Origin of the sequence: Actinomyces procaprae (genome assembly GCF_004798665.1) — a bacterium.
Classification (GTDB): domain Bacteria; phylum Actinomycetota; class Actinomycetes; order Actinomycetales; family Actinomycetaceae; genus Actinomyces; species Actinomyces procaprae.
Map to the genome: position 1 here is coordinate 2,150,169 of NZ_CP039292.1, position 25,110 is coordinate 2,175,278.

At 71.5% G+C, this 25,110-nt stretch carries 25 protein-coding genes; 4 read left to right on the forward strand and 21 right to left on the reverse strand.

Annotation, left to right across the window (positions count from 1 at the left end):
• Positions 1–3: 3 nt before the first annotated feature.
• Positions 4–309 (forward strand): transcriptional regulator, encoded by a 306-nt coding sequence (locus E4J16_RS08670; RefSeq protein ID WP_136192265.1) that lies wholly within the window; start codon positions 4–6, stop codon positions 307–309.
• A gap of 108 nt (positions 310–417) precedes the next feature.
• Here E4J16_RS08670 and E4J16_RS08675 read toward each other — a convergent pair whose 3' ends face one another.
• The 11 genes from E4J16_RS08675 to rpsB all read right to left on the reverse strand — a co-directional run bounded on the left by E4J16_RS08675 (position 418) and on the right by rpsB (position 11,904).
• Positions 418–1,386 (reverse strand): GNAT family N-acetyltransferase, encoded by a 969-nt coding sequence (locus E4J16_RS08675; RefSeq protein ID WP_240038086.1) that lies wholly within the window; start codon positions 1,384–1,386, stop codon positions 418–420.
• Positions 1,387–1,432: 46 nt separating this feature from the next.
• On the reverse strand, positions 1,433–2,614 hold the full coding sequence (gene ispG, locus E4J16_RS08680) for a flavodoxin-dependent (E)-4-hydroxy-3-methylbut-2-enyl-diphosphate synthase (protein WP_136192266.1): 1,182 nt from the start codon (positions 2,612–2,614) through the stop codon (positions 1,433–1,435).
• Between the two features lie 110 nt (positions 2,615–2,724).
• Positions 2,725–4,041, reverse strand: a complete 1,317-nt coding sequence (locus E4J16_RS08685; RefSeq protein ID WP_136192267.1) for a M50 family metallopeptidase — start codon at positions 4,039–4,041, stop codon at positions 2,725–2,727.
• A gap of 12 nt (positions 4,042–4,053) precedes the next feature.
• Entirely contained in the window at positions 4,054–5,355 is a 1,302-nt protein-coding gene (gene dxr, locus E4J16_RS08690; protein WP_136313772.1) for a 1-deoxy-D-xylulose-5-phosphate reductoisomerase, read from the reverse strand.
• Between the two features lie 8 nt (positions 5,356–5,363).
• A complete protein-coding gene (locus tag E4J16_RS08695; protein ID WP_136192269.1) occupies positions 5,364–5,909 on the reverse strand; it encodes a DivIVA domain-containing protein in 546 nt (181 codons plus the stop codon).
• On the reverse strand, positions 5,906–7,189 hold the full coding sequence (gene rlmN, locus E4J16_RS08700) for a dual-specificity RNA methyltransferase RlmN (RefSeq protein WP_240038087.1): 1,284 nt from the start codon (positions 7,187–7,189) through the stop codon (positions 5,906–5,908). Before rlmN ends, E4J16_RS08695 begins: the two co-directional genes overlap by 4 nt.
• A 188-nt stretch (positions 7,190–7,377) precedes the next feature.
• The gene (locus E4J16_RS08705) at positions 7,378–8,316 is read right to left on the reverse strand and encodes a phosphatidate cytidylyltransferase (RefSeq protein ID WP_240038088.1); all 939 of its coding nucleotides are present in this window, start codon (positions 8,314–8,316) and stop codon (positions 7,378–7,380) included.
• Between the two features lie 28 nt (positions 8,317–8,344).
• Positions 8,345–8,902, reverse strand: a complete 558-nt coding sequence (gene frr / locus E4J16_RS08710; RefSeq protein WP_136192272.1) for a ribosome recycling factor — start codon at positions 8,900–8,902, stop codon at positions 8,345–8,347.
• 82 nt (positions 8,903–8,984) lie between these two features.
• Positions 8,985–9,737, reverse strand: a complete 753-nt coding sequence (gene pyrH / locus E4J16_RS08715) for a UMP kinase (RefSeq protein ID WP_136192273.1) — start codon at positions 9,735–9,737, stop codon at positions 8,985–8,987.
• Positions 9,738–10,120: 383 nt separating this feature from the next.
• Positions 10,121–10,960 (reverse strand): translation elongation factor Ts, encoded by an 840-nt coding sequence (gene tsf / locus E4J16_RS08720; RefSeq protein ID WP_136192274.1) that lies wholly within the window; start codon positions 10,958–10,960, stop codon positions 10,121–10,123.
• A 50-nt stretch (positions 10,961–11,010) separates the two neighbouring features.
• Positions 11,011–11,904, reverse strand: a complete 894-nt coding sequence (gene rpsB / locus E4J16_RS08725; RefSeq protein WP_136192275.1) for a 30S ribosomal protein S2 — start codon at positions 11,902–11,904, stop codon at positions 11,011–11,013.
• A gap of 529 nt (positions 11,905–12,433) precedes the next feature.
• Here rpsB and E4J16_RS15340 point away from each other — a divergent pair.
• Positions 12,434–13,252 carry a M23 family metallopeptidase gene (locus tag E4J16_RS15340; protein ID WP_240038089.1) on the forward strand — a complete coding sequence of 273 codons (819 nt, stop codon included), beginning with the start codon at positions 12,434–12,436 and terminating at the stop codon, positions 13,250–13,252.
• A gap of 73 nt (positions 13,253–13,325) precedes the next feature.
• Here E4J16_RS15340 and E4J16_RS08735 read toward each other — a convergent pair whose 3' ends face one another.
• On the reverse strand, positions 13,326–14,309 hold the full coding sequence (locus E4J16_RS08735; protein ID WP_136313775.1) for a tyrosine recombinase XerC: 984 nt from the start codon (positions 14,307–14,309) through the stop codon (positions 13,326–13,328).
• A 271-nt stretch (positions 14,310–14,580) separates the two neighbouring features.
• Between E4J16_RS08735 and E4J16_RS08740 the strand changes: the two genes are divergently transcribed.
• The gene (locus E4J16_RS08740; protein WP_136192277.1) at positions 14,581–15,501 is read left to right on the forward strand and encodes an ABC transporter ATP-binding protein; all 921 of its coding nucleotides are present in this window, start codon (positions 14,581–14,583) and stop codon (positions 15,499–15,501) included.
• Positions 15,498–16,325, forward strand: a complete 828-nt coding sequence (locus E4J16_RS08745; RefSeq protein ID WP_136192278.1) for an ABC transporter permease — start codon at positions 15,498–15,500, stop codon at positions 16,323–16,325. Before E4J16_RS08740 ends, E4J16_RS08745 begins: the two co-directional genes overlap by 4 nt.
• A gap of 847 nt (positions 16,326–17,172) precedes the next feature.
• Here the strand turns inward: E4J16_RS08745 and E4J16_RS08750 are convergent.
• The 9 genes from E4J16_RS08750 to trmD all read right to left on the reverse strand — a co-directional run bounded on the left by E4J16_RS08750 (position 17,173) and on the right by trmD (position 25,080).
• Positions 17,173–18,168 (reverse strand): DNA-processing protein DprA, encoded by a 996-nt coding sequence (locus tag E4J16_RS08750; protein ID WP_420809307.1) that lies wholly within the window; start codon positions 18,166–18,168, stop codon positions 17,173–17,175.
• The gene (locus tag E4J16_RS16250) at positions 18,141–18,539 is read right to left on the reverse strand and encodes a hypothetical protein (RefSeq protein WP_420809308.1); all 399 of its coding nucleotides are present in this window, start codon (positions 18,537–18,539) and stop codon (positions 18,141–18,143) included. Before E4J16_RS16250 ends, E4J16_RS08750 begins: the two co-directional genes overlap by 28 nt.
• Entirely contained in the window at positions 18,536–20,110 is a 1,575-nt protein-coding gene (locus tag E4J16_RS08755; protein WP_136313776.1) for a YifB family Mg chelatase-like AAA ATPase, read from the reverse strand. Before E4J16_RS08755 ends, E4J16_RS16250 begins: the two co-directional genes overlap by 4 nt.
• Entirely contained in the window at positions 20,110–20,616 is a 507-nt protein-coding gene (locus E4J16_RS08760; protein WP_136192281.1) for a YraN family protein, read from the reverse strand. Before E4J16_RS08760 ends, E4J16_RS08755 begins: the two co-directional genes overlap by 1 nt.
• A 319-nt stretch (positions 20,617–20,935) precedes the next feature.
• The gene (locus E4J16_RS08765; RefSeq protein WP_136192282.1) at positions 20,936–21,241 is read right to left on the reverse strand and encodes a DUF2469 domain-containing protein; all 306 of its coding nucleotides are present in this window, start codon (positions 21,239–21,241) and stop codon (positions 20,936–20,938) included.
• Positions 21,242–21,248: 7 nt separating this feature from the next.
• On the reverse strand, positions 21,249–21,992 hold the full coding sequence (locus E4J16_RS08770) for a ribonuclease HII (RefSeq protein ID WP_136314643.1): 744 nt from the start codon (positions 21,990–21,992) through the stop codon (positions 21,249–21,251).
• Positions 21,993–22,021: 29 nt separating this feature from the next.
• On the reverse strand, positions 22,022–22,897 hold the full coding sequence (gene lepB / locus E4J16_RS08775; protein WP_240038090.1) for a signal peptidase I: 876 nt from the start codon (positions 22,895–22,897) through the stop codon (positions 22,022–22,024).
• A gap of 111 nt (positions 22,898–23,008) precedes the next feature.
• Positions 23,009–23,359, reverse strand: coding sequence for a 50S ribosomal protein L19 (gene rplS, locus E4J16_RS08780; protein ID WP_136192283.1), 351 nt, complete (start codon positions 23,357–23,359; stop codon positions 23,009–23,011).
• Positions 23,360–23,577: 218 nt separating this feature from the next.
• Positions 23,578–25,080, reverse strand: coding sequence for a tRNA (guanosine(37)-N1)-methyltransferase TrmD (trmD, locus tag E4J16_RS08785; protein WP_136314644.1), 1,503 nt, complete (start codon positions 25,078–25,080; stop codon positions 23,578–23,580).
• Positions 25,081–25,110: the final 30 nt, after the last annotated feature.

The window sequence follows — 25,110 nt, forward strand, 5'->3', positions numbered from 1 at the left end:
GCGATGAACCGTTCTACCAAACAGCTCGACCCGATCATTCACACCCAGTCCCGCCTGCGGATCATGGCCACCCTGGCCGCGATCCCCCAAGGAGACAGGCTCGTGTTTCCAAGGCTGCGTCAACTGCTGGACATGACGGCCGGCAACCTGTCCACCCATCTGACGAGACTGGAGGAGGCGGGCTATGTGGAGCAGAGCAAGACCTTCTACGGTCGCAGCCCCGCCACCTATGTCTCACTGACTGCCCGCGGCCGCGTCGCCTTTGCCGATTACACCCGGCAGCTACGCGCCCTGCTGGGTGACAAGTAACGCCGACGCCCACCGCGAGGGCGGCAGACTCCTGGCACACACGCGCATGCATGGGACGGCCCGGCTCGACGGGAGCCAGGAGCGGGCCGGGCCGTCCCGCGGCGGCACTCACAGCAGCACGGTGGCGTAGGTGCCCACGCGGGTGAAGCCCAGGCTGCGGTACAGGGCTAAGCCGGCGGCGTTGAAGGAGTTCACGTACAGGCTCACCACGCCGTCGACGCCGAGCCGGTCGCGCCGCAAGACGTCCACCACCGCCGCCAACGCCACCGAGCCGATACCGCGCCCGCGCAGATCCGGGCGGGTCCACACGCCCGTCAACTGTGCCACCGTCCCTCCCGGCGCCGCCCAAAGGGCGCCCACGTCCGCCTTGAAGGCGATCGCACGCGGCCCGTCAGCGCCCGCCGGCGCCCCAGCGCCGTCGTCGAGCAGCACATAGCTGCGGCCGGAGGCGACCAGCCAGCTCACATGCCGGGCATAGGAGGAGCCGGACGCAGTCGGGTCATAGCCGAGCTCGCCGGTGAACATGTCCACGCTCGCCGGCAGCACCAGCGGCTCCTCCGCGGGGGTTGCCCGGTGCACCCCGGCCGCCGCCCAGGCCAGGGCCGGGCGTCGTGCCAGTACCCCGCCCGCCAGCGTGCCGCCGCTGAGCCGCGGCGCCACCAGCAGGGGCTGCTCCCAGCGCTCCTCGCGCGAATGCAGGCCTGCAGCGGCCAGATGCTCCCAGACGGCCGCAACATCCGCCACCGGCCCGGCCACGGAACCGCGGCTGGTCAGGCGCCTGAAGGCATGCTCCGCGAGTGCCCGGGCAACGTCGCCTCCCGCACCGGGGTGGCCGAGCTCCGGCCGCGCGGCCAGACCGAAGGGCATCAGCGAACCGGTGGCCCAGGCACCGGCCGCAGGGCGCCGCCGATCGTCAGCGACGACGTCGCCGCGCGCCCAGCCGGGCCAGCGCAGCACCTGGTGCGCCAGGGCGACACCGGCGACCGGGTCAATGGCGCACAACTCCAGCAGCCCCTCCAGCTGGGAGGGGTCCAGCGGGGTGAGCGGCGGCGGTAGGCGGTGACCGAACAGGTTCACGTACGTGCGGAGGGCCGACAGTAGGGCCTGGGCTGGCGCGGAGCTCTCAGGCGCTGGCGACCACGCTCGGGGAGGTACCCGCCAGGGCGTCCTCACCCAGCTCGGAGCGCATCTGCTCCGCCATGTCCTGGGCGTAGTCCAGCAGGGTCTCGACCACCTGATCCTCGGGGACGGTCTTGACGACCTTCCCACGCACGAAGATCTGTCCCTTGCCGTTCCCGGACGCGCAGCCGAGGTCCGCCTCGCGGGCCTCACCCGGGCCGTTGACGACGCAGCCCATCACGGCCACGCGCAGCGGGGCGGTGACGTCCTTGAGGCCCTCCTCCACCGACTCGGCCAGCGACCACACGTCCACCTGGGCGCGCCCGCACGACGGGCAGGAGACGATCTCCAGCTTGCGCTCGCGCAGTCCCATGAACTCCAGCAGCTTGGTGCCGACCTTGACCTCCTCCACGGGCGGGGCGGACAGGGACACGCGAATCGTGTCACCAATGCCCTGGGCGAGCAGGGTGCCGAAGGCGGCACAGGACTTGATGGTGCCCTGGAAGGCAGGGCCGGCCTCGGTCACGCCCAGGTGCAGCGGCCAGTCCCCCCGCTCGCTGAGCAGCTGGTAGGCCTGCACCATGGTGACCACGTCGTGGTGCTTGACGGAGATCTTGAAGTCGTGGAAGCCGCACTCCTCGAACAGGCTCGCCTCCCACACGGCGGACTCCACCAACGCCTCGGGGGTGGCCTTGCCGTACTTCTTGAGCAGTCGCGGGTCCAGGGAGCCGGCGTTCACACCGATCCGCAGGGAGGTGCCGTGATCGGCGGCGGCCTTGCAGATCTCGGCTACCTTGTCATCGAACTTGCGGATATTACCGGGATTGACGCGCACCGCTCCGCAGCCGGCCTCAATGGCGGCGAAGACGTACTTCGGGTTGAAGTGGATATCGGCGATCACGGGGATGCGCGACTGCTTGGCGATCACCGGCAGGGCAGCGGCGTCCTTGTCCGTGGGACAGGCCACGCGCACGATGTCACAGCCCGCAGCCGTCAGCTCCGCAATCTGCTGCAGGGTGGCGCCGATGTCATGCGTCTTGGTGGTGGTCATGGACTGCACGGAGATCGGGGCGTCGCCGCCCACCGATACGTCACCTACGCGGATCTTGCGGGTGGGTTTGCGCGGGGCCAGGACCGGGGTCTCCTCACGCACGGTCGGCATGCCAAGGGCGATCGCTTCTGTCACGCCCCCAAGTATGGCACCGGCCGGGCGCGGCCGCGGTGGCGGCCGGCTCACAGCGGGGTGCGTTTCGCCTCCGGCGGGTCGGCGCCCATCGGATCCGCACCGGCCGCCGCTCAGATGGGCGCGACGATATCCACCCAGATCAGGATCAGCGCCATGATGATCAGCAGGTAGAAGACCACTTGGCCGACCGGCAGCATGCGTGCGGTATCGGCATAGCCGGGGTCGGGCCGGCCGTGGGCGCGGGCCCACACGCGTCGGCCCCCCTCCCAGCAGGCACCGGCGACGTGCCCGCCATCCAGGGGCAGCAGCGGAATCAGGTTGAAGGCGAACAGGGCCAGGTTCAGCGAGCCGAGCAGGTTCAGCATGTAGAACAACCGGATCGAGAAGGGCATACCGGTATCCGAGCCGGTGCCGGCGCTACTGACCTCGCCGGCTATGCGACCCACTCCGACCAGACTCACCAGGCCGTCCGCACCGCGCTCCTCCAGACCCAGCCCGGCGGCGACGGCGTGGTACAGGCCAGCGGGCAACGTGATGATCGCCTTCAGCGTCATGCCGACCGCGCCCCCCACGACCTGAGGGATCTGAGCCGGGGAGGTGCGGACAGTGCCCAGGGAGGGGCCGATGCCCACGTAGGGGCGCAGTCGCGTGACCGGCTCTCCAGCGGAGTCGGTGGCCGGGTTTCCGTCCGCGTCGTAGACGGTGCGGGCCACCTCCACGGCGGTGACGGTCACAGTCAACTCCTCCCCGTCACGACGCACGACGACGTCCGCCGGCTCGGTGCCGGCAGCGGCAATCGCCTCCTGCACCTGCGCCCAGTCGGAAGTGGCCTCGCCACCCCAGGAGATGATCGTGTCACCCGCCTGCAGCCCGGCCAGCGCGGCCGGGGAGACCGGGTCGGAGGCGGTGCAGGCGGCACCGGCGTCGATGTTGCTTGAGACGCACGCGGACACGGAGCCGAGCTTCGCCGTGTAGGCGGGCTGGCCCACCACGCCCAGGGCTACGGTCAGGCAGATGACGCCCAGGGCCAGGTTCGTGAGGATGCCGCCCGCCATCACCAACAGCTTGCGAGGAGTGCTCAGGCGGTAGAAGGCGCGATCCTGCTCGTCGGGTCCGAGCTCGGCCAGGGACTCCGCGCGCGCCTCGGCGATCATGGAGCCGGGCTTGTCGGGGTGGCCGGGACGGGCAGGCGGCAGCATCCCCAGCAGGCGGACGTAACCACCCAGCCAGATGGCCTTAACACCGTACTCGGTCTCCCCGCGACGCGTCGACCACAGTTTCGGGCCGAAGCCGATGAAGTACTCGGGCACCTTCACGCCGAAGCGCTTGGCTGGCAGCATGTGCCCCAGCTCGTGCAGGGCGACGGACAGGCCGATCCCCACAATGAGGATGACGATGCCCAGGATGTAGGCGAGGGTGTGGCTCAAGGGGCCTCCAGGTCAGCGGGTGCGGGCGGCGATCAGCTCGTCGGCGCGGGCACGTGCCCAGGCATCGGCGGCAAGAACATGTTCCAGGTCGGGATCGGCCTGCCCGACGTGCGCCTCCAGTACGGCGGCGTCGATGGCGACAATGTCCAGCCAGCCCAGGCGCCCGTCCAGGAAGGCGGACACGGCCTGCTCGTTGGCGGCATTGAATACGGCCGGGTGGGTGGCCGACGCGGCGACGGCGGTGCGGGCGAGGTCCACGGCGGGGAAGGTATCGGCATCCAGCGGCTCAAAGGTCCAGGCGGTGGGCGCGTCCCATGCCTGCGGGGCCACCTGGCCCGCCAGATCGGGGCGATCAGGCCAGGTCAGTCCCAGAGCGATGGGCAGCCGCATGTCCGGCGGGGAGGCCTGCACGATGGTGGCGCCGTCGATGAACTCGACCATGGAGTGCACCACGGACTGCGGGTGCACGGCGACAGCGATATCCGCCGGGGCGACGTCGAACAGCAGGTGCGCCTCGATCAGCTCCAGGCCCTTGTTGACCAGTGTGGAGGAGTTGACGGTCACCACCGGGCCCATGTCCCAGGTGGGGTGGTTCAGGGCCTGCGCAGCGGTCACACCCGCCAGCTCCTCGCGCCGGCGGCCGCGGAAGGGCCCGCCGGAGGCGGTCAGGATCAGGCGGCGCACCTCACTGCGGCCGGTGACGACCGGGCTGGTCAGCCCCTTCTCATGCACGCCGGAGCGCAGCGCCTGGGCGATGGCCGAGTGCTCGGAGTCGACGGGCACCACCTGTCCGGGGCGGCGCAGCGCCCGCCTGACCAGGGCGCCGCCGACAACCAGGGACTCCTTATTGGCCAGGGCAAGGGTGGCGCCCGACCGCAGGGCGGCCAGGGTGGGGACCAGCCCGACCGAGCCGGTGATGCCGTTCAGGACCACGTCCTCCTCCCCCGCACCGGCGGCCTCGATCAGCTCGGCGGCGGCCTGCGGGCCGGAAAGGATCTCGGTGACCGGATCGGGGCGGCCGGCGCGGACAGCCGCGGCGGCAAGTGCGGCGCGCAGCCTGGGGACGACCTCGGAGCCGGTCGTGGACACTGCCAGGCGGGGCACGCCGTGGGCGACAGCCTGCTCCGCGAGCAGCTCCAGCCGACTGCCTCCTGCGGCCAGACCGGCCACGCGCGGCGCCTGCTGCGGCCCCTCGGGATGCGCGGCGAGGTGGCCGATCACGTCAAGTGCCTGAGTTCCGATGGAGCCGGTGGAGCCGAGCACGACGACGGCCCGCGTGCCGACCGTGCCGACGCCTGCGGTCGTGGCACCCATATGCGCGCTCACTCCACCGAGAGCAGGACCTCGACGGCCCGGGCGAGGAAGCGGTCGACGCTGGCCTCGTCGTAGGCGCGGTCCCCGCGGGCGGAGGGGAAGACGGCGGCGCGCACCTGGGTGGAGGTCAGGGCGCCGTCGGAGTCGAAGTAGGCGGCGATGCGGTCCATAAGGGCGTCCACGGCCTCCTTGTCGTAGCCCTGTCTGCTGGCCGGGGCGAAGCGCTCACCGGCCGGGCGCAGCAACCGCGGGTAAAGGGTGGTGGCCAGCTGGGCGACCTGGTCCATCCAGGCCTTGCGGCCGTTCGCGGCGACGTACTCGGCGCGCCGACGCTGTAGGAAGGCCGCCTCCAGCCGGTCGAGGGCGGCGTCGACGGCGTCGGGGCGGTAGCCGCCGTGGACGATGTCGAAGGCGACCGTACGCACCCCCTCGGAGTCCATCTCCGCCAGCTCACCGGCGTCGTATATCTCGTGGGCGGTCTCGAAGTAGACGTCCACCTGCTCGACGCGGTAGCCCTGCTTGAGCAGGCCTACCTTGGGGAACATGTCGCTCATCGGGTATCCGCCGCCCTTTCCTGGTTGAGCGCCTCGGTGGCCAACTGGCCGCAGGCGCCGTCGATGTCGCTGCCACGAGTGTCTCGCACAGTGGTGGTGATGCCGGCACGGCGAAGCGTGTCGACGAAGCGGTCCTGGACCTCCGGTTCGGAGCAGGTCCAGATCGAGCCGGGAGTCGGGTTCAGGGGGATGGGGTTGACGTGGGCCCAGCCGTGGCCGCGGCGGTTGAGCTCGTCGGCCAGCAGCTGTGCGCGCCACGCGTGGTCGTTCATGTCCTTGATCAGGGCGTACTCGATGGACACGCGCCGGCCGGTCGCCTCGAAGTAGTCGTGGGCGGCGTCCAACAACTCGCCGACCTTCCACTTGGAGTTGACGGGGATGAGGGCGTCACGCAACTCGTCGTCGGGGGCGTGCAGTGATACGGCCAGGGTGACCGGCATCCCCTCGCCGGCAAGTTTACGGATGAGCGGAACCAGGCCCACGGTGGAGACGGTGACGCCGCGGGCGGACAGGCCGAAGCCCTCCGGGGCAGGATCGACGATCCGATGGAGGGCGCCGACCACGTTCTTGTAGTTGACCATGGGCTCGCCCATGCCCATGAAGACGATATTGGACAGGCGGGCGGGGCCGCCGGACAGGCCGCCCGCCTCGGACAGGGCGGCGGCGTGGCGGATCTGCTCCACGATCTCCGCAGTGGTCAGGTTCCGAGTCAGCCCCATCTGGCCGGTGGCGCAGAAGGGGCAGGCCATGCCGCAGCCCGCCTGGGAGGAGACGCACAGGGTGGTGCGGTCCCGGTAGCGCATGAGTACGGACTCCACGCGGACGCCGTCGTGCAGGGCCCACAGATGCTTGATGGTGCGGCCGCCGTCGGCTCGCAGCGCACGCACCTCGGTGATCAGGTCGGGCAGTAGCTCACCGCACAACTGCTCGCGCTGGGCGGCGGGCAGGTCAGTCATCGCGGCGGCGTCGCGAGTGAAGTGGGTGAAGTAGTGGCGGGAGAGCTGGTCGGCGCGGAAGGCGGGCAGGCCGACCTCCTGCAGGGCCTGCTTGCGTCCGCCCAGGTCCAAGTCGGCCAGGTGCCGGGGCGCCTTGCCACGGGCGGGCGGCACGGCGAAGGACAGGCGCGGGCGGGCATCCGGGCTAGTGGCGCCCTCCGGCGGCTGGTCGGTGGGCAGCACCTGGACGCGTTCCCGATCACCGTGGCGGTGTGCCGCCGCCGGGCGGGCGGCCCCGGAGCGGCGGCCGCGTGCACGCGCGGCGTCATGATGCGTGGTGCTCACTGCAGCCATGATCCTCTTCGGGGTCCTCTCGGCAGTCCTGTCGGTTGTCTGCGGCCACGCAGCAGGGCGGCCGCTGAGGAAGCGTACCCGCGCCTCGCCCCCGATGCCACGGCGTCAGTCACAGTTCACGACCGGCTTCACAACCGGCACCATCATGACCAGGACCGGTGCACCGCGGTGCATGCGCATCATCCGACCAGCAAAGTGAAGACGTAGACGACCGGAGCGGCCACCAGGATGGAGTCGAGCCGGTCCATCAGGCCGCCGTGCCCCGGCAGCAGGGTGCCCATGTCCTTCAGGCCCAGATCGCGCTTGAGCAGGGACTCCCCCAAGTCCCCCAGTGTGGAGACGACCACCACCGTGGCGCCCAGCACCGCGCCGGCAGCCGGCGGACCGTCCAGCGCCCACATGCAGGTCACTCCGGCGCCGACGGCCGCCACCATTGAGCCGGCGAAGCCCTCCCAGGACTTCTTGGGCGACACGCGGGGCGCCATGGGGTGCTTCCCGAAGTTGATGCCCGCCAGCCAGCCGCCGGTGTCGTTGGCGGCCGGCAGGGCGATCAGCATCAAGACCTTGCCCACGCCATGAGGCTGGGCGGCCAGCAGCACGGCGAACCCGGCAAGGAACGGCAGATAAGTCGCGGCGAACACGGAGGCTGAGGCGTCCACGGAGCGGGAGCGCCGCACGGCGTCATGCGCCTCGGTGCGCAGCACGTCATGCCCCGCCTCCTCCAGGACGGTGCCGGACTCGGCCTCGGCCTGGTCCAGGAAGCACCAGACCACGCAGGCGCCGGCAGTGGCGATGTAGGCGCCCAGCGCCACCTCCGCCCCCGCCTTCCAGGCACACACCGCCACCCCCAGCGCGCCCATCCACAGCGGCGCCAGCGGAAGGCGGATTCCCTTACGGGCGAAGGCGCCTGCCAACTCCCACAGGGCGCCGCAAACCGCGAGCACCACCACTCCGACGAACACGGCCTTGTTGAACACCAGCGACGCCAGGACCGCCCCGATCAGGACGACGGCGACCCCGACGGCGGCGGGCAGGTTGCGCCCGGCCCTGCCGGTTGCGGGCAGGGGGGTGCGGTTGCGCGTCGGCGGCGGGGTGAGCAGGACGGAGAGCAGGCTCACGAGCGGAAAGGCGCGGCGGAACGGGCGATCAGACCTCGAGGAGCTCGGACTCCTTGGTGGCCAGGGCGGCGTCGATCTGCTCGACATAACGCTTCGTGAGCGCGTCCAGCTCGCTCTCGGCCCGCTTGACGTCGTCCTCCCCGGCCTCGCCGTCGCGCTTAATGGCCTCCAGCTCCTTCTTGGCCTTCGCGCGCACCCCGCGCACCTGCACGCGGGACTCCTCCGCCCGGGAGCGGGCGAGCTTGACGTAGTCGCGGCGGCGCTCCTCCGTCAGCACGGGCAGGGTCACGCGGATGACCGTGCCGTCGTCGGTGGGGTTCACACCCAGGTCCGACTCGCGGATCGCGGTGGTGATCTCCTTCATGGCGCCCCGGTCGTAGGGACTGACGATCACGGAGCGGGCCTCCGGGATGGTGATGGAGGCGAGCTGCTGCAGGGGTGTGGGCGCCCCGTAGTAGTCGACCATGATCCCGTTGAACATGGAGGGGTTCGCGCGGCCGGTGCGGATGGCGGCGAGCTCGTGCTTGCCGGCCTCCAGGGCCTTGTCCATCTTGTCCTCAGCATCGAGCATGACGTCATCGATCATGGTGGTTTCCTTTTGGTTGTTAGGCAGTTCCGGTCAGTGAAGGGTGTGGGCTTGTGGAAGGCGCAGGCGTCGCGTCCGGCGGTCAGTCCAGCGTGACGAGGGTGCCGATGTCCTCCCCCAGCAGGGCGCGGGTGATGTTGCCGGGCTCCCCCATGCCGAACACGCGCATAGTCAGGGCGTTGTCACGGCTCAGGGCGAAGGCGGAGGCGTCCGCCACCTGCAGCCCGTCGGCCAGGGCACGCCCGTAGGTCAGGCGGTCCAGCTTCACAGCAGTGGGGTCGCGGCGGGGGTCCGCGGTGTACACGCCGTCGACCCCGTTCTTGCCGACCAGTAGCTCATCGCAGTGGGTCTCAAGGGCGCGCTGGGCGGCAACGGTATCGGTGGAGAAGTAGGGCATTCCCGCGCCTGCACCGAAGACGACGGCGCGTCCCTTCTCCATGTGGCGGATGGCGCGCAGCGGGATGTATGGCTCCGCAACCTGAGTCATGCTGATTGCGGACTGTACGCGTGCGGGCACGCCCGCCTTCTCGATGAAGTCCTGCAGCGCCAGGGCATTCATCACGGTGCCGAGCATGCCCATGTAGTCGGCGCGGGCACGGTCCATTCCGTGAGCGGAAAGCTCAGCCCCGCGGAAGAAGTTCCCTCCCCCGACCACGATGGCCACCTGGACCCCCTGCTTGATGGCGGTGGCGATCTGCCCGGCGGCATCGGCCACGACGTCGGGATCCAGGCCCACGGATCCGCCTCCGAAGACCTCGCCGGAGAGCTTGAGCAGCACCCGGCGGGGGTGGGTGCCGTGGGCGATGCGGTCGTCGCGGTTCGGGGACTCGCTCATGCGTGATGCCTCCTGGCTGAGGTGCGGACGGGTACGCGGGTCGCGTGCGGGCGCTCGGGTAAGCGTACCGTGCCGATGCCGTTCCCGCCGCTGACGGGCACCGCGAGGCGGCGAATGCGAGTTATCGGCGCCGACGTGGCGCGGACCGCCTGCGCCGCTTTGGACCGCCTGGCAGGCACCACCAGACGGTCCAAACCGAGAAGCACGGCCCCGACTGCCCGGGCAGGCGACGCCCTCCCCGCAACAGCCCGGCCTGAAGCACCACGTTCGCGCCCAGGACCCGCGAGTACACGCCGTAAACGCGGCGGTGGGGCCCGCGAGCCGAACGCTCACGGACCCCACCGCGTGGACTGGGTGACAGGCCAGTCGGCAGTGCCGACGAATCAGGCGCCGACGCGGAAGCGGACGAAGCCGACCAGCTTGCCGCCGGTGGCCGCGATGACCTTGCCGACCGTGGTCTTGGGGTCCTTCGCGTAGGCCTGGTCCACCAGGCAGTTCTCCTTGTAGAAGCCGTTCATGCGGCCCTCGACGATCTTCGGGATCGCCTTCTCGGGCTTGCCCTCGGCGCGCGTGGTCTCCTCGGCGATGGCGCGCTCCTTCTCCACGGTCTCGGCCGGGACGGAGTCACGGTCCAGGTACAGCGGGGAGTAGGCGGCCACGTGCATGGCGACGTCGTGGGCGACCTCGCCGGCCGCGGCGTCGGTGCCGACCAGCACACCCACCTGCGCGGGCAGGTCGGGGTTGGTGCGGTGCAGGTACAGCTCGACGTGGTCGGCGGCCAGGCGGCCGACGCGACGCACGACGATCTTCTCGCCGATCACGGCCTGCATGGAGTCGGTCAGCTCCTTGACGGTGGTGCCGTCGACGGCGACCTCCGCCAGCGCCTCGGCGGTCTCGGCGCCGGAGTCGATCGCGGCGGAGAGGACCTTGTCCGCGAACTCGAGGAACTTCTCGTTCTTGGCCACGAAGTCGGTCTCGGCATTGATCTCCACCAGGACGCCCACCTGGGCGCCGTCGGCGTCGACCACCTTGGCGGCGATCAGGCCGGCGGAGGCGGAACGCCCCTCGCGCTTGGCGATGCCCTTCAGGCCCTTGACGCGGATGATCTCGATGGCCTTCTCGGCGTCACCGTTCGCCTCGTCGAGCGCCTTCTTGACGTCGAGCATGCCGGCGCCGGTCTTCTCGCGCAGCGCCTTGATGTCAGCGGTGGTGTAGTTGGGCATGGATATCTCCTGAATCTGCTGAGAATGGAGTGAATGGGCGGCTACTGGACTCAGGCCTGCTCGGCGGGAGCAGGCTCGCTATCCGAAGGAGCCGCCGGGGCCTCACTCTGGACGGCCTCGGTGGCCGGCTCGGATGCAGCGGCCTCGGCCTCAGCGTTCTCGGCACCGGCCAGCAGCTGGGCCTCCCACTCGGGCAGCGGCTCGGCCTCAGCGGCGGGGACCTCCGCCTCCTCACCGGTGCGGGCACGGCCGGCGGAACGAGCCACCAGGCCCTCGGCGGCGGCGTCGGCGATGATGCGGGTCAGCAGCGCGACGGAGCGGATGGCGTCGTCGTTGCCGGGGACGGCGTACGTGACCTCGTCGGGGTCGCAGTTGGTGTCCAGAACCGCGACCACGGGGATCCCCAGCTTCTGCGCCTCGGAAATCGCCAGGTGCTCCTTCTTGGTGTCCACAACCCAGATGGCGGCCGGCGGCTTGGCCATGTCGCGGATGCCGCCGAGGGTCTTGACCAGCTTGTCCTTCTCGCGGCGCATCATGAGCAGTTCCTTCTTGGTGCGGCCGGATCCGGCCACGTCGTCGAAGTCGATCTGCTCGAGCTCCTTCATGCGGTCCAGGCGGCCGCGCACGGTGGCGAAGTTGGTGAGCATGCCGCCCAGCCAGCGCTGGTTGACGTAGGGCATGCCGACGCGCTGGGCCTGCTCGGCCACGGCGGCCTGCGCCTGGGTCTTGGTGCCGACGAACAGGATGTTGCCGCCGCGGGCAACAGTCTCCTTGACGAAGTCGTAGGCGGTGTTGATGCCGTCAACCGACTGCTGCAGGTCGATGATGTAGATGCCGTTGCGCTCGGTGAGGATGAAGCGCTTCATCTTGGGGTTCCAGCGGCGCGTCTGGTGCCCGAAGTGAACACCGTTCTCAAGCAGCTGGCGCATGGTCACAATCGCCATGAGGGTCCTTTCAGGTGCGCCCGGCAGACGCACGGTCAGTGGGCGACCGGCCGCGATGCGGCCCAAACGCCCTTTAATGGGTGGTTGTTCCCCTTTGACCGGAGGCCCCGGTGGGGGCGCGGCTGCCCGGAGGCCGGGCATGGGGCCTGGTGTCCGCGGCGCCTGGCCACCCGCGGTGCTCATGCGATGCGGGACCTCGGCCGTGGCGCTCGAAAGGACGTTCCCATCCCGCCTGCGGCGGAACGGGCGCGGACACGCGAAGTCAGCAACACGCGAGCCCGGTGTTAACCACCGAGCTCGCGCAGGGCTGCGGGCGCGAGGTTATCACAGTGCCGGCGTAGCCCGGCGCCGACCGCCCCGGCAGGCACGGCCGAATGCCCTCGGTCCCGGCTCGCAGCCGATGAGCGACACCCGGGAGAGGGCCCGCCGGCCTCCACAAGACGGGTTGAAAACAGCTAAACGGGTGAGTTGTCCACAGGCGCTCGGGTTCGCAGGTGCGCTCCGGCACAGGCGCATGCACCCTGCCTCCATGAGCAACCTCACAACGGCCGACGCCGCCGCAACAGTCACCCCCTGCACAGCCCCAAACATGACCACCACCAAGGCGGGCCGGGACACGAGCACGCCCACCGCCCCGGCGGACGACGCCCACTGCCCCGGTGATCCCGCCTGCACGACACCCAGACGGCCCCCGGCGCCGACGCGCTGGAAGCGATCCCTCATCGGCGGCTGCGCCACGCTCGCCGCATGCGCCGCCCTCGTGCTGGCACCGGTTCCTGCACTTGCGGGTACTGGCCCGCACCCACCGAGTGCCTCCGCGCGGCAGGTGGCAACGGCCTGGAGGGGCGGCTACGGCGACCCGAACCCGTTGCGATCCTTCGCCGTCGGGACAGCGGCGGAGTCCGGCGCGTCCCTGCCCGGGACGGTGACCACGAGGGTGCGCTACGGCTGGCCGTCGGGCGCCGCGACTACGGTGCTGGCCGACTTCGATCCGCCGGCGGTGGTCTGGGGCTCCGGGCACCGCGGCGTCGACCTGGCGCTGGCGGCGGGCTCGCAGGTACTGGCCGCCGCGGACGGGACAGTGGCCTTCGCGGGGATGGTCGCCGGACGCCCAGTGGTGTCCATCGACCATGCCGACGGCATCCGCACCACATATGAGCCCGTGGAACCGTGCGTCGAGGCCGGCGAGGCGGTGACGCGCGGCCAGGTGATCGGCACGCTGCAAGCCGGCCACCGCGCCGACGGCGCCGACGCCCTGCACTGGGGCGCACGCACCGGCCCGAAGACCTACGTCAACCCCCTGCGGCTGCTGGACGCCGCAGTGATCCGTCTCAAGCCGCTGAGCTGACTGGAGGCCGACTTGCCGGCCGGGCCGGGCGGCGTCAGCCCGGGCCGGCGCCGCCTACCCGGTAGCCCAGCCGTCAGGCCCGGGGGAAGGCCTGGGCGTAGACGGCGCGCAGGCGCTCGGCGGACACATGCGTATAGCGCTGGGTCGTGGCCAGTGAGGAGTGCCCGAGCAGTTCCTGCACGCTGCGCAGGTCCGCCCCCCCGCTGAGTACGTGGGTCGCGGCCGAGTGGCGCAGCCCGTGGGGGCCCAGGTCGGGCACGCCGGCACGGGCGGCCGTGCGGTGGACGATCTCACGTACGGCCCGCGGCCCGATACGGCGACCACGGGCGCCCACGAACAGGGCCGCCCCGGCGTCGGGGGCCGCTAAGACGGGGCGCGCCTGCGCCCAGTCCTCCAGGGCCGCAGCGGCGGGGCCGCCGTAGGGCACCGTGCGCTCCTTGTTCCCCTTGCCCAGCACCCGCATGGTGCGACGCGCGGCGTCCACATCCCCCAGGTTCAGGGCGCACAGCTCGGACACACGCACCCCGGTTGCGTAAAGCACCTCCAGGACGGCCCGGTCGCGCAGTGCCAGTGCCCCGGCCACGTCGGCATCGGTGCCGTCATCCGCCGTCGTCCCGGCCGCGGCGACGGCGTCGGCCGCCGCGTCCAAAAGCGCTGCGGCCTGCGCGGGGGTGAGCACGGAGGGCAGGCGCGCGTCGGCGCGGGGCGAGCGCAGCCGGGCGGCGACGTCGGCCCCCAGCAGTCCGTTGCGGTAGGCCCAGTTGGAGAAGGTGCGACAGGCGGCGGCGCGTCGGGCCAGAGTCGCACGGGCGGCGCCGTCGGCGGACATGGTGGCCAGCCAGGCACGCAGGTCCGGCAGGTCCAGGCTGCCCAGGGCGGGGCCCACGGGCTCGCCGTCGCCCTCGCCGACGCCGAGGAAGGTCAGCAGCTCCGCCAGGTCACCGAGATAGGCGCGCACCGTGTGCACGGACAGCCCCCGCTGCAGGTCCAGGTAGCGGGCGTAGGCATCCAGCAGCCCGGCCCGGGTGGCGCACCCGCCCGTGTTCGCCGGCCTCATTCGCCTTCCCCCTGCGAGACCACGTTCTGGGCCTTACCAGCCTCGGAATCCGCGCGCACATCGCCAGTCTAGTGAGTCTTCTGGTTCGGGGATGTGTGCGGGACGCGGTGCTGCGCTTGAGCGCCGCCACAACCGGGCGTGTCGTCATCTGGGACAAACGCCCGCAGTCCGGCTCGCGGACGGGTCTTGTCCCCTCCCGAATCGCGTCTGTAGCGTGATCCGAGAGGCACCGGCGGCCGAGTGCCTGCGTGTAGCCAGCTCGGGAGATCTCATGTCGGCAGTTGTCACGACTCATTCGCTCCACAAGCGCTTCGGACGGGTGCATGCGGTGCGGGGCATCGATCTACAGGTCGAGCGCGGCTGTGTTTACGGACTGATTGGCCCCAATGGGGCCGGCAAGACCACGGTGCTGCGCATGCTGCTCGGCATCATGCGCCCCACCAGCGGCACCATCTGCGTGCTCGGCGCCTCGCCCACCACCGACCGCCCACAGCTGCGCCGCCGCATCGGCTACCTGCCCGGCGAACTCAACTTGGGCGAACGCACCAGCGGCGCCGCGCTGCTGAAGCATCTGGCCGAGATCAGCGGCCCGGTCGCCCCGGGGCGGATCGAGGGTCTGGCCGAGCGCCTCGACCTCGACCTGAGTCGCCCGGTGCGGTCACTGTCAAAGGGGAACCGGCAAAAGCTCGGGCTTATCCAAGCGTTCATGCACTCCCCCGAGTTGTTGATCCTCGACGAGCCCACCAGCGGACTGGACCCACTCATGCAGCGCGAGTTCCTGAACCTGGTGCGGGAGGCACGGGATGCGGGGCAGACCGTACTGCTCAGCTCTCATATCCTCAGTGAGATTCAGCATGCCGCGGACGCGGCTGCCGTGCTGTCCCACGGCAGCATTGTGGCCGAGGGAGAGGTCTCCTCCCTGCGACCGGCGGCCGTGTCCCGAGTGCGCGCGGTGCTGGCCGACACCACCGAGCAGGATGTACGGGCCGCACTCGTAGGTCCCGGACTGCTTAGTGCGCTGCACACCGAGTCGGCGGCCGGGCAGCAGCTACGCGTTCAGGGCTCCTTCCGCGGCCGAGCGGACGGCGTGGTCAAGGCCCTGTCGCGCTTCACGGTCGAAGAACTGGCGATCGAGGAGCCCAACCTGGAGGAGTCGATCCTCAACCTGTACGCCCAGGAGGACCCCGCATGAGGAGCCACCGCCCGCCGGTATCCCCGTCCCGCGCCGCCGTACCTGTCCTGCGCAGGCACCTCGCTGAGGGAGCCCGCTCGCTGCTCGGCTGGAGCGTCGCGCTCGCCGCGGTACTGGCACTGTACCTGCCGGTCTATCCGTCGCTACAGACGCCGGAACTCGCAGACATCCTCGCTGCTCTGCCCGCGGAGCTCGTGTCCGTCCTGGGATACGACCAGATCGCCACGGGTGCGGGCTATGCCCAGGCGGCCTTCTTCGGCCTGCTCGGCTTCGTCCTCGCAACCATCGCCACCACCACCTGGGGCACGCGCCTCGTCGCTGGCGCGGAGGAGAACGGACGTCTGGAGCTCACGCTCGCCCACGCCGTGGGCCGCGTGCAGTACACGGCCGAGAGCGCTGCCGCGCTGCTCATGCGGGTGCTCGGGCTCTCCCTCGTCGCGGTGGCGGTGTTGCTGGTGCTCAACCCGGTCGCCGAGCTCGAGCTGTCCATCGTCAACGTGTTGGCTGCAACGGCCTCCTGGGCTGGTCTCGCCGTGCTCTCCGGCACTGCCGCGCTGGCGGCCGGCGCGCTGACAGGCCGGAGCGCCTGGTCGCTCGGCGCCGGCGCCACGGTGGCCGCGCTCGGCTACGCGCTGAACGCAGTCGGCGGCATGTCCGCCGATCTGGACTGGCTCGTGCACCTGTCGCCGTATTACTGGGCTTTCGGCGAGCGTCCTCTGAGCAATGGCTTCGACTGGGGCGGCCTGGCGCTGCTGTGGGGGCTCAGCTCACTGCTGGTCGCAGTTGCCTGCGTGGCGCTGTCCCGCCGCGACATCGGGCGCTGAGACAAGGGGCACGAGCCTGCTGCGTCCACTGCCGGGCGCCGCAGCTCCTATCACTCGGTACGGGGGCCACGCGCAGATCGGCTCAACTTCGCTCCTTCGGTGCTTACTGCTCGCATTTGGGGGCGCGGTGGCCGGGGGTGGTGGCTGGCCTGGCGGTGGTGGGCGCGTGCCCCGGCGGCGCAGTACGCGGCGCGCCGGACGGAGTTGGGCTGGGGCGTGCGTGCCGAACCACGGCGGGCCGGGCGTGACGACTCGTGCGTTCGGGTCAACATGGCTCTTCCGCTTCGGGGGTGTGGCGGGCTGAGCTGAGGTGTCTGTGCGCGTGGCCGTCGAGCCTGCCGGTTGGACCGCTGCTCCCCCGTTGGACCCCTGTCCCCCCGTTGGACCGCTGTTCCCCCGTTGGACCCCTGTCCCCCCGTTGGACCCCTGTAACCGGTGGCTACGGCGGTCCAACGGGGCGTTAGCGGTCCAACGGGAGGTGAGCGGTCCATCGGGGCGTTAGCGGTCCAACCGGGGGCCCGCCCGACCGCCCACCACCCAACGCCGACACCACCCACACCCACCACAACCCCAAACAAACCCGAGGATGCGGGTTAGTGGCTCTTCAGGTTCAAGGGTGTAGCTGTTGTCTGAGGCCTCCGGGATGGATGAGACTGCGGGCGGTGTGTAGTAGCTGTTGTCTGAGGCCTCCGGGATGGATGAGACTACGGGCGGTGTAGTCGATCAGGTTTTCTGAGTCCCAGGGCGATGCCGCGTAAGTGCTCCAGGCGGTACTGGGCATTGACCAGGGGCGGCCCGGTGAGACTCGTCGGCACCGGGACGGCAGCGGCGCAAACCGCCATCGAGCTCACCGGTGCGCGCGGGCGCGGCGCCAGGAGGCGCCCCGCCGCTCCACCCGGCCTTCGAGTTCCAACAGTCCCAGGGCGGCGATGGTCTCGCGTTCGGTCAGTCCCGCCGCGCGCACAATCGACTCCACACTGGCGTCGGCCCGTGCAGGCAGCGCATCCATTACGGCGGCGGCGGGCGCGTCCAGGCCATCCAGCAGACCCGATCCGGCATTGGCTGGGTCGGCGGCCTTGGCCGCGTCGGGGTCGGTGGCCCCCAGGGGTACGACCAGTTCCAAGGCCTCTTCGGCGTCGGTGACACAGACGACCCCCTGCCGCAGCAGCCGGTGGCAGCCCACCGACGCCATGGAGGTGACCGGCCCGGGCACGGCCCCCACCGGCCGCCCCAGCTCCAGGGCGTGGTGGGCGGTGGACAGGGCCCCGGAGCGCCAGGCGGCCTCGACGACCACGGTGGCGTCGCTCATGGCGGCGATCAGCCGGTTGCGGGTCAGGAAGCGGTGGCGGCCGGGCTGACAGCCGGGCGGCACCTCCGCGACCAGCGCCCCGGCGGCGATCACTTCCTCCAGCACATCGGCGTTGCCGGCCGGGTAGAGTCGATCCACGCCCCCGGCGGACACGGACACGGTAGTGCCGGTGCGCAGGGCGCCGCGGTGGGCGACGGCGTCGATGCCGAAGGCGCCCCCGGAGATGACCACGACGCCGCGCGCCGCCAGGCCGCTGGCCAGGTCGAAGGCGACGTGCTCGCCGTAGTCGGTGGAGGCGCGCGCCCCGACCAGTGCCAGCGCGCATCCGGCGCCGGGCCCGGCCGGCACCAGGTCCTCGCGCATGCGCGGCGCGGGGTCGCTCTCACTGCTGCCCGACTCGGCGCTGCGGCGGGAGGCGAGCAGGGCCGGATCGCCCCGCACCCACAGGCAGTGGGGCGGGCGCTCCAAGTCGTTCAGTCCCGCCGGCCACCATGCATCGGTGGGGATCAGCAGGCTGCCGCCGAGTCGTTCCAACACATCCAGTTCGCGGCGGATGTCGAGTCCTTGCAGGCGCGGCGCCCAACGGGCGGCGGCGGTGGCCCAGTCGGCGCTGGCGCGAGCGACGTCCCCGCGGGGCGGCAGCGGTGGGCGGGCGCAGGGCGGGGCGCGCCCTCAGCGTCGAGCGCCTCATGGGTGAGCCAGTCCAGGGCTGCGGTGGCGCCCAGACGGCCGACCAGGGCGCAGGCGTGGGCGTCGGCGGGCTCGGCCAGCCGCGACCAGGTGGCCCGGGCCAGGGCCTCGGCGTCGCCGTCGGCGCCAGTAGTGATGCCGGCGGCGGGGGCGGGCGGCGGGTCCGGGCGGGCGGCGTGAGCGCCGGATCCTGCGGCAGTTGTGGGCGGGGTCATGGGCGGGCTCCTCTCGTGCGCAGCGCCAGGGCGGCGCCGATGTCGGTCGGGGTGGGCGCGGGGCGGGCGCCGAGGTCGGCCAGGGTCCAGGCCAGTCGCAGCACCCGGTCCACGCCCCGCAGGGTCAGGTCGCCGCGGTCCAGGGCGGTCATCAGCGGGGTCAGCAGGGCGGGATCGATGCCGGAGGCGGGCGAGCGCAGCCAGCCCCCGGGCACCTCCCCCATCATCCGCCAGGGAGTGTCGGCCAGGCGGCGGGCGGCCCGTGCCCGCGCCTCGGCGACGCGGGCGGCGACAACGGCGCTGGGCTCGCCTCCGGCACCTGCGGCCAGGTCGTCGGCGGTGACGGCTCCAACCTCCACCTGGATGTCGACCCGGTCCAGCAGGGGGCCGGACAGGCGGGAGAAGTAGCGGCGCCGCTGCAGGGAGGTGCAGGTGCACTCCAGTCCGCGGCCGGTGGCGCGCCCGCAGGGGCAGGGGTTGGCGGCTAGCACCAGTTGGAAGGCGGCCGGGTAGGTGGCGCGCCCGCCCACCCGGTCGATGGTCACCACGCCGGACTCCAGGGGCTGGCGCAGGCAGTCGAGCACCCCGGCGGAGAACTCGGGGGCCTCGTCCAGGAACAGCACCCCGCGGTGCGCCAGCGACACGTCGCCGGGGCGGGGCATGCCCGTGCCGCCGCCCACCACCGCGGCCCGGGTGGCGGTGTGGTGGGGTGCGCGCAGGGGCGGACGGGTGAGCAGGCCGACGTCGGCGTTGAAGGTGCCGGCCAGGGAGTGGATGGAGGTGACGGTGACGGCGTCGTCGGGGTTCAGGGGCGGCAGGATGGAGGGCAAGCGCTCGGCGAGCATGGTCTTGCCGGCGCCGGGCGGGCCGACCAGCAGCAGGTGGTGCCCGCCGGCGGCGGCCACCTCCAGGGCGTGGCGGGCCTGGGTCTGCCCGACGACGTCGGCCAGATCGGGCTGGCGTGCCGGGCCCGGGTCTGCGGCCGGGCGGGGCGTGTGGGCGGCCGCGGCGTGCGCGCGGCGCATAAGCTCGCGGGCACGGCCGGGAAGCTTCCCGCCATAGCGTTCCAGCAGCTGCCCGATGTGACTGACGGCCGTGACATCCACACCCGGAACCAGCGCCGCCTCCCGGCCGGCACCCGCAGCAACCACCACCTCAGTGACTCCTGCATCGGCGGCAGCACGCACGGCGGGCAGGATGCCGCGCACCGGGTGGACGGTGCCGTCCAGTCCGAGTTCTCCGATGTACACGGTGCGGGCCATGTGGTTGATGGCTCGCTCCGGCAGTTGCCCGCGGGCGCCCAGGACCGCGAGCGCCAGCGCCAGGTCGAAACCGGTGCCGGTCTTGGGCAGGTCGGCCGGCGAGAGGTTGACCGTGAGCCGGTGCTCGCCCCAGGTGACGCCGCAGGTGGACAGGGCGGCGCGGACGCGCTCACGGGACTCGCGCACAGCCGTGTCCGGCAGGCCGACGAGGGTGAACCCGGGCAGCCCGTGCGCGGAGTGCGCCTCGACGTCCACGAGGTGCCCGGCCAGCCCGGTCAGGGTGACGGCGAGGGTGCGTGCCAGTCCCATCAGTCCCCCACCCCCCGGTGGTGCCGCAGCAGGGCCGGTCGGCCGGCGCGCAGCTGCACTGAGACCACGTCCAGGCGCAGGCCGGCATGGGGCACTGGGTGCGCTGCGGCGCAGGGCACCGCGAGCGACCGCAGCCGGAGCAGCTTCAGCGGGCCAACTGCGGCGGCCGGCGGCCCCGCCACCTCGGAGGTGCGGGTCTTGACCTCCACTATCACCAGTACGCCGGGTCCCGACGGCTGCGGTTGCAGGGCGACCAGGTCGACCTCGCCGCGCAGCCCCGGGCCGGGCCGCCAATTACGGTCCAGGATCTGCCACCCCAGATCACTGAGGTAGCGGGCGGCGATGTCCTCCCCGCGCTGCCCGATCTGGCGGCGGGACTGGGCAGGCGGTGCGGCGTCGAAGCCGGGTGCAGGCGGTGGGGTGGCAGTTGGGCGCGACGACGAACTCGTCGTCGTGCTGGCGCCGTGCTCGGATGAGGACTGGGCGGCTTGTGGTGCTGGTTGCATGGGATTGACCTCCGGCACCAGCGTGCCCGTGGGGTCGCGGCGGGGCCAGCGAGCCGTTTGAGCTCTGTGGACGCGGGGTGCACGAACGGTGCCTGTGGACGCCGGTGAGTGCTCGGGGCAGCCGGCGCGCCCCCGAGCACGCCTGGGCAAGCACCTGGGCACGCCTGACCAAGCGCCTGCAAGCGCGTTCGCCGCGAGCGCGCAAGTCGGAGGCGGGCGCGCTCGCCTCGGCGGGGCCGGGATGCGGGCGAGAGGCGGGGCCCGCAGGAGCTGTTCGAGGTTCTGGGCCGCAGCGGGCGACCCTAGGCCTGCGGCGGCGTCAGGAGGGGATGTCGATCTCCGGCTTGGTAAGTTCCTCGACGTTGACGTCCTTGAAGGTGACCACGTGCACGGACTTGACGAAGCGACTGGCGCGGTAGATGTCCCACACCCAGGCGTCCTCAAGCGTCAGTTCGAAGAACACCTCACCGCCATTGGTGCGTACCTGCACGTCCACGGCGTTGGCCAGGTAGAAGCGGCGCTCCGTCTCGACGACATAGGAGAACAGGGAGATGACGTCGCGGTACTCGCGGTACAGGTCGAGCTCCAAGTCGTTCTCATACGACTCCAGATCTTCAGCACTCACCCGTTCATCATGCCCAATGGGCGTCCCTTCCAGCCGGAGGCAGAACGGGCGCGTCGGCCACAGCCCGCCTCCGGGCAGTGAAGCGGTCGAGTCCGGGCAGGTGCCAGGAGCGTCGGTGTAGGTCGGAGGCGCCGAGCCGCGCCAGGGCCTCCACGTGCGCGGGCGAGGCGTATCCCTTGTTGCGCGCCCAGTCGTACCCGGGATCGGGCAGGGCGGCCATGATCGTGTCACGCTCCACCTTGGCCAGCACCGAGGCGGCTGCGACTACAGCGCAGTGGGCGTCCGCCTTGACGGAGGTGTACACGGATGGGATGGGCTGCACGGCGGGCGCTTCCTCGGCCGGAGCCGCCTGCCCCGCGGGCGCCTCGGCGGCGGAGGCCGTCGGCTCGCGCAGCCAGTTCACGGTGCCGTCAAGGATGATGGCGCCGGGCAGGTGGCCGCGAGTGGCGACAGCGGCCAGGGCCCGCTGCCCGGCCAGTCGTAGTGCACCGGTGATGCCGACGGCGTCGATCTCCGCCGGGGCGGCGTGGGCGACGGCGTAGTCGGTGACCCACCTGCGGCAGGGCTCGACGAGCGCCTCCCGACGGCGCGGCGTGAGCTGTTTGGAGTCGGCCAGTCCCGTGGGGAATGCGGGGTCGGTGGCACTGGAGACGACGGCGAGGCCCACGCTGACGGGCCCGGCCAGGGAGCCGCGCCCCACCTCGTCCATGCCGCCGACCAGCGGGTAGCGAGCCAGCAACTGCTCCTCCATGCCGCGGTCGGGGATGATCCGGGCGCCGGTCACGGCTCCGTACTGGTGGTGTCGGCGGTGGACTCGGCGTCGGGCACGGCGTCGAAGGCGCCGCCGTCGGAAAGGGCGGACCAGCGCGAGTACGGCCACAGCACTACCTTGGCGATCCCGGCCACGTCATCCAGGGGTACGAATCCGCCATTGGCATCGTTCTGGTGGAAGCGCGAGTCGGCCGAGTTGGAGCGGTTGTCGCCCATCACCCACACGTAGCCGTCGGGAACGGTGACGTCGAAGGCCACATCCGAGGCGGAGCGCCCGGACTTCAGGTAGGGCTCGTCCACTTCGACGCCGTTGATAGTCAGCGAGCCGCTGCCGTCGGCGACGATGTGGTCACCGCCCACGCCGATGACGCGCTTGATCAGGTAGTGGCCGGTGTTCTCGGGAAGCAGGTGGAGGAAGATCAAGGTGTCCTGGATGACGCCTCTCAGACCCGTCGGCTCACTGACGGTCAGCCAGTTGTCCGGGTCGCTGAAGACCACGATGTCACCGCGGGCGACGTCGTCGGCGTCGTAGATGGTCACGGCCACCCGGTCTCCCTCCCGCAGGGTGTCCTCCATGGAGCCGGAGGGGATGCCGAAGGTCTGCACCACGAAGGTCTTGACCAGGGCGACGATGACCAGCACCACCAGCACGATCAGTAGGGTCGAGCCACGACGGCGCGGCTCGGCGGAATGGGCGTCGGCGCGTGCGGGGGCCGCCAGCGGGGTGGGGCGGCGCACGGGTTCGTAGGAGGGCGGCAGATCGGTGGTACCGGCGCCGTCCGCTGAGTCACCGGCGTCCGCGGCCGGGTCGTCTTCCAGGGAGGCTGCCGGAGCAGTGGTGCCGACGTCAGGCAGGTCGTCGGCGTCTTCCTGCGGTGAGGTCACCGTTTCCCTCTCGAATAGTGGATGGAAGGTTTCAGGATCGGGGCGGGCAGGTGTGCTGGTGCCCGGGACCCGCAGGCCCCGGGCACCAGGGCTCGGAGAAAGCACGAGCCATCAGTTGGCGCGGTACTCCTTGATCTTCGCTGCCTTGCCATGCAGGTTGCGCAGGTAGTACAGCTTGGCACGACGCACGTCACCGCGGGTGACGACCTCGATCTTCTCAATGGTGGGCGTGTGCACCGGGAAGGTGCGCTCCACACCGACGCCGAAGGAGACCTTGCGGATCGTGAAGGTCTCCGACACGCCGCTGCCCTTGCGGGCGATGACGACGCCCTGGAACACCTGGACACGGGTACGGGAGCCCTCGACGACTCGCACGTGCACCCGAAGGGTGTCACCGGCCCGGAACTTCGGGATGTCGTCACGCAGGGAGGCGGCGTTGATCTCGTCGATCAGGTTGGTCATTGCTATCTCTCCACACCCGTGCCACTGGTCAGCGAGTGTTAAACGGGCGGCCCCGCCCGACCGGCGTGCCGGCCGGAGGCGGATGCCGCGGTCTGGCGCCTGCGGGTCCTGCTCATGACCGCCTCCCCAGTGGCAGAGACGGCTCGAGGCCCGAGGCCGGTCCAGTCTGCCACACGCCCCGCACCGCCAGGAGGGGCAATCGGTGCACGTGCCGGATTTCACGCCTGCTGCGATCCGCGCGGATCCACGACCATGACGACGTCGCGGCACTGCTGCCCGCCGACGTCGTAGGTGCGGGTACCCGCCCGCCGGAAGCCGACGCGCCGGTACGCCTTCTGGGCGCGCCTGTTGGCGTCGTTGGTGCCCAGCCACAGGACGGTTGCGCCCAGGGTGTCTGCATCGCAAATGGCCTCGGCGAGCAGGACTGCCGCGATCCCCGAGCCGCGCAGCCGGGCGTCGACGTACACCTTGGACAGCTCCGCGGCCAATCCGGCACCATCGGCGTCGTCCGGGACGGTCACGGCGCGCGGGCGCGGGTCGAGGCCGACCGGGAGCGCGCCGTCGGCGTCGGGGAGCTCGGCGAGCACGGCGCTGTAGCCGACCAGGGCTCCGCGGGGAAGCGGCTCAGCCGCCGCGCCGTCACAGGTGAGGGCGGGCAGGCCGTCCGGAAGCTCCGCCACCGTCAGCACCACCCGTGGGTCCTCCAACCACGTGGCCAGGCGCTGCGGGGACAGGTTGGCGGCGATGTGGGCGGCGACCTGATCGGCGGTGAGGAAGCTCGGGCAGGCGTCGGGGAAGGTGCGTGCAGCCAGGTCCGCGAGCGCGTCGAGGTCAGGCTCCCGGGCCGGGCGAATCACCAGCGGTACCGGGTGGCTGCCGCCCGCAGGCGCCACCCAGCCGTTGCGGGCCAGGGCGACGCGGTCACCGGCGTCCAGGAGGGCGGTGTCGATGCCAGCCACCAGGTCGGGGCGGCGCACGGCCGTACGGGTGATGGCCTGATCGCGCCGGTGGCGGGCGATGCGGGCGTGGTCACCGGACAGGAGCACCGGCTGCTCCGTGGACAGGTCATGCCCACGCCAGGCGACCGGCCGGGTGTAAACGGGGTACTCCAGCAGGCCCGCGCCGGTGTGGGACTCCTCCACGATGGAGTCGGGGTTGCCCAGCACTCCGGGACGCAGTCGCGCAATGGCCTCGATCATGACCAGTGCGGCGGCCTCACCCCCGTTGAGCACGTAGTCGCCGATGGAGGCCTCACGCACCTCCACGCCGTGGGCGGCGTAGTACTCGGCCACCCGGGCGTCGATGCCCTCGTAGCGTCCGCAGGCGAAGACGAGCTGCGCCGCGCCGGCCAGGTCCTCGGCAGTGCGCTGGGTGAACAGGTCGCCGGACGGGGTGGGGATCACCAGGACCCGGCGGGGCTCGGCGGGGCGGGCGCCGGGAGGGGGCGCAGGCGCATCCTTGACGTTCCCGGGGGCGGGCGCTGCGGGCAGGGGGGCGGCGAGGACGTCGTCGAGGGCGGCGCCCCACACGTCGGGCTTCATCACCATGCCCGCTCCCCCGCCGATGGGGGTGTCATCCACGGTGCGGTGGCGGTCATGAGTCCAGTCACGCAGGTCGTGCACGTGCAGGTCCAGTACGCCGTCCGTGGCGGCGCGCCCTATCAGGGACAGCTCCAGTACCCGCAGGTAGTCGGGAAAAATGCTGACCACGTCCAGCCGCAGGGGCGGGGACGCGGGGGCGCAGGCAGGCGA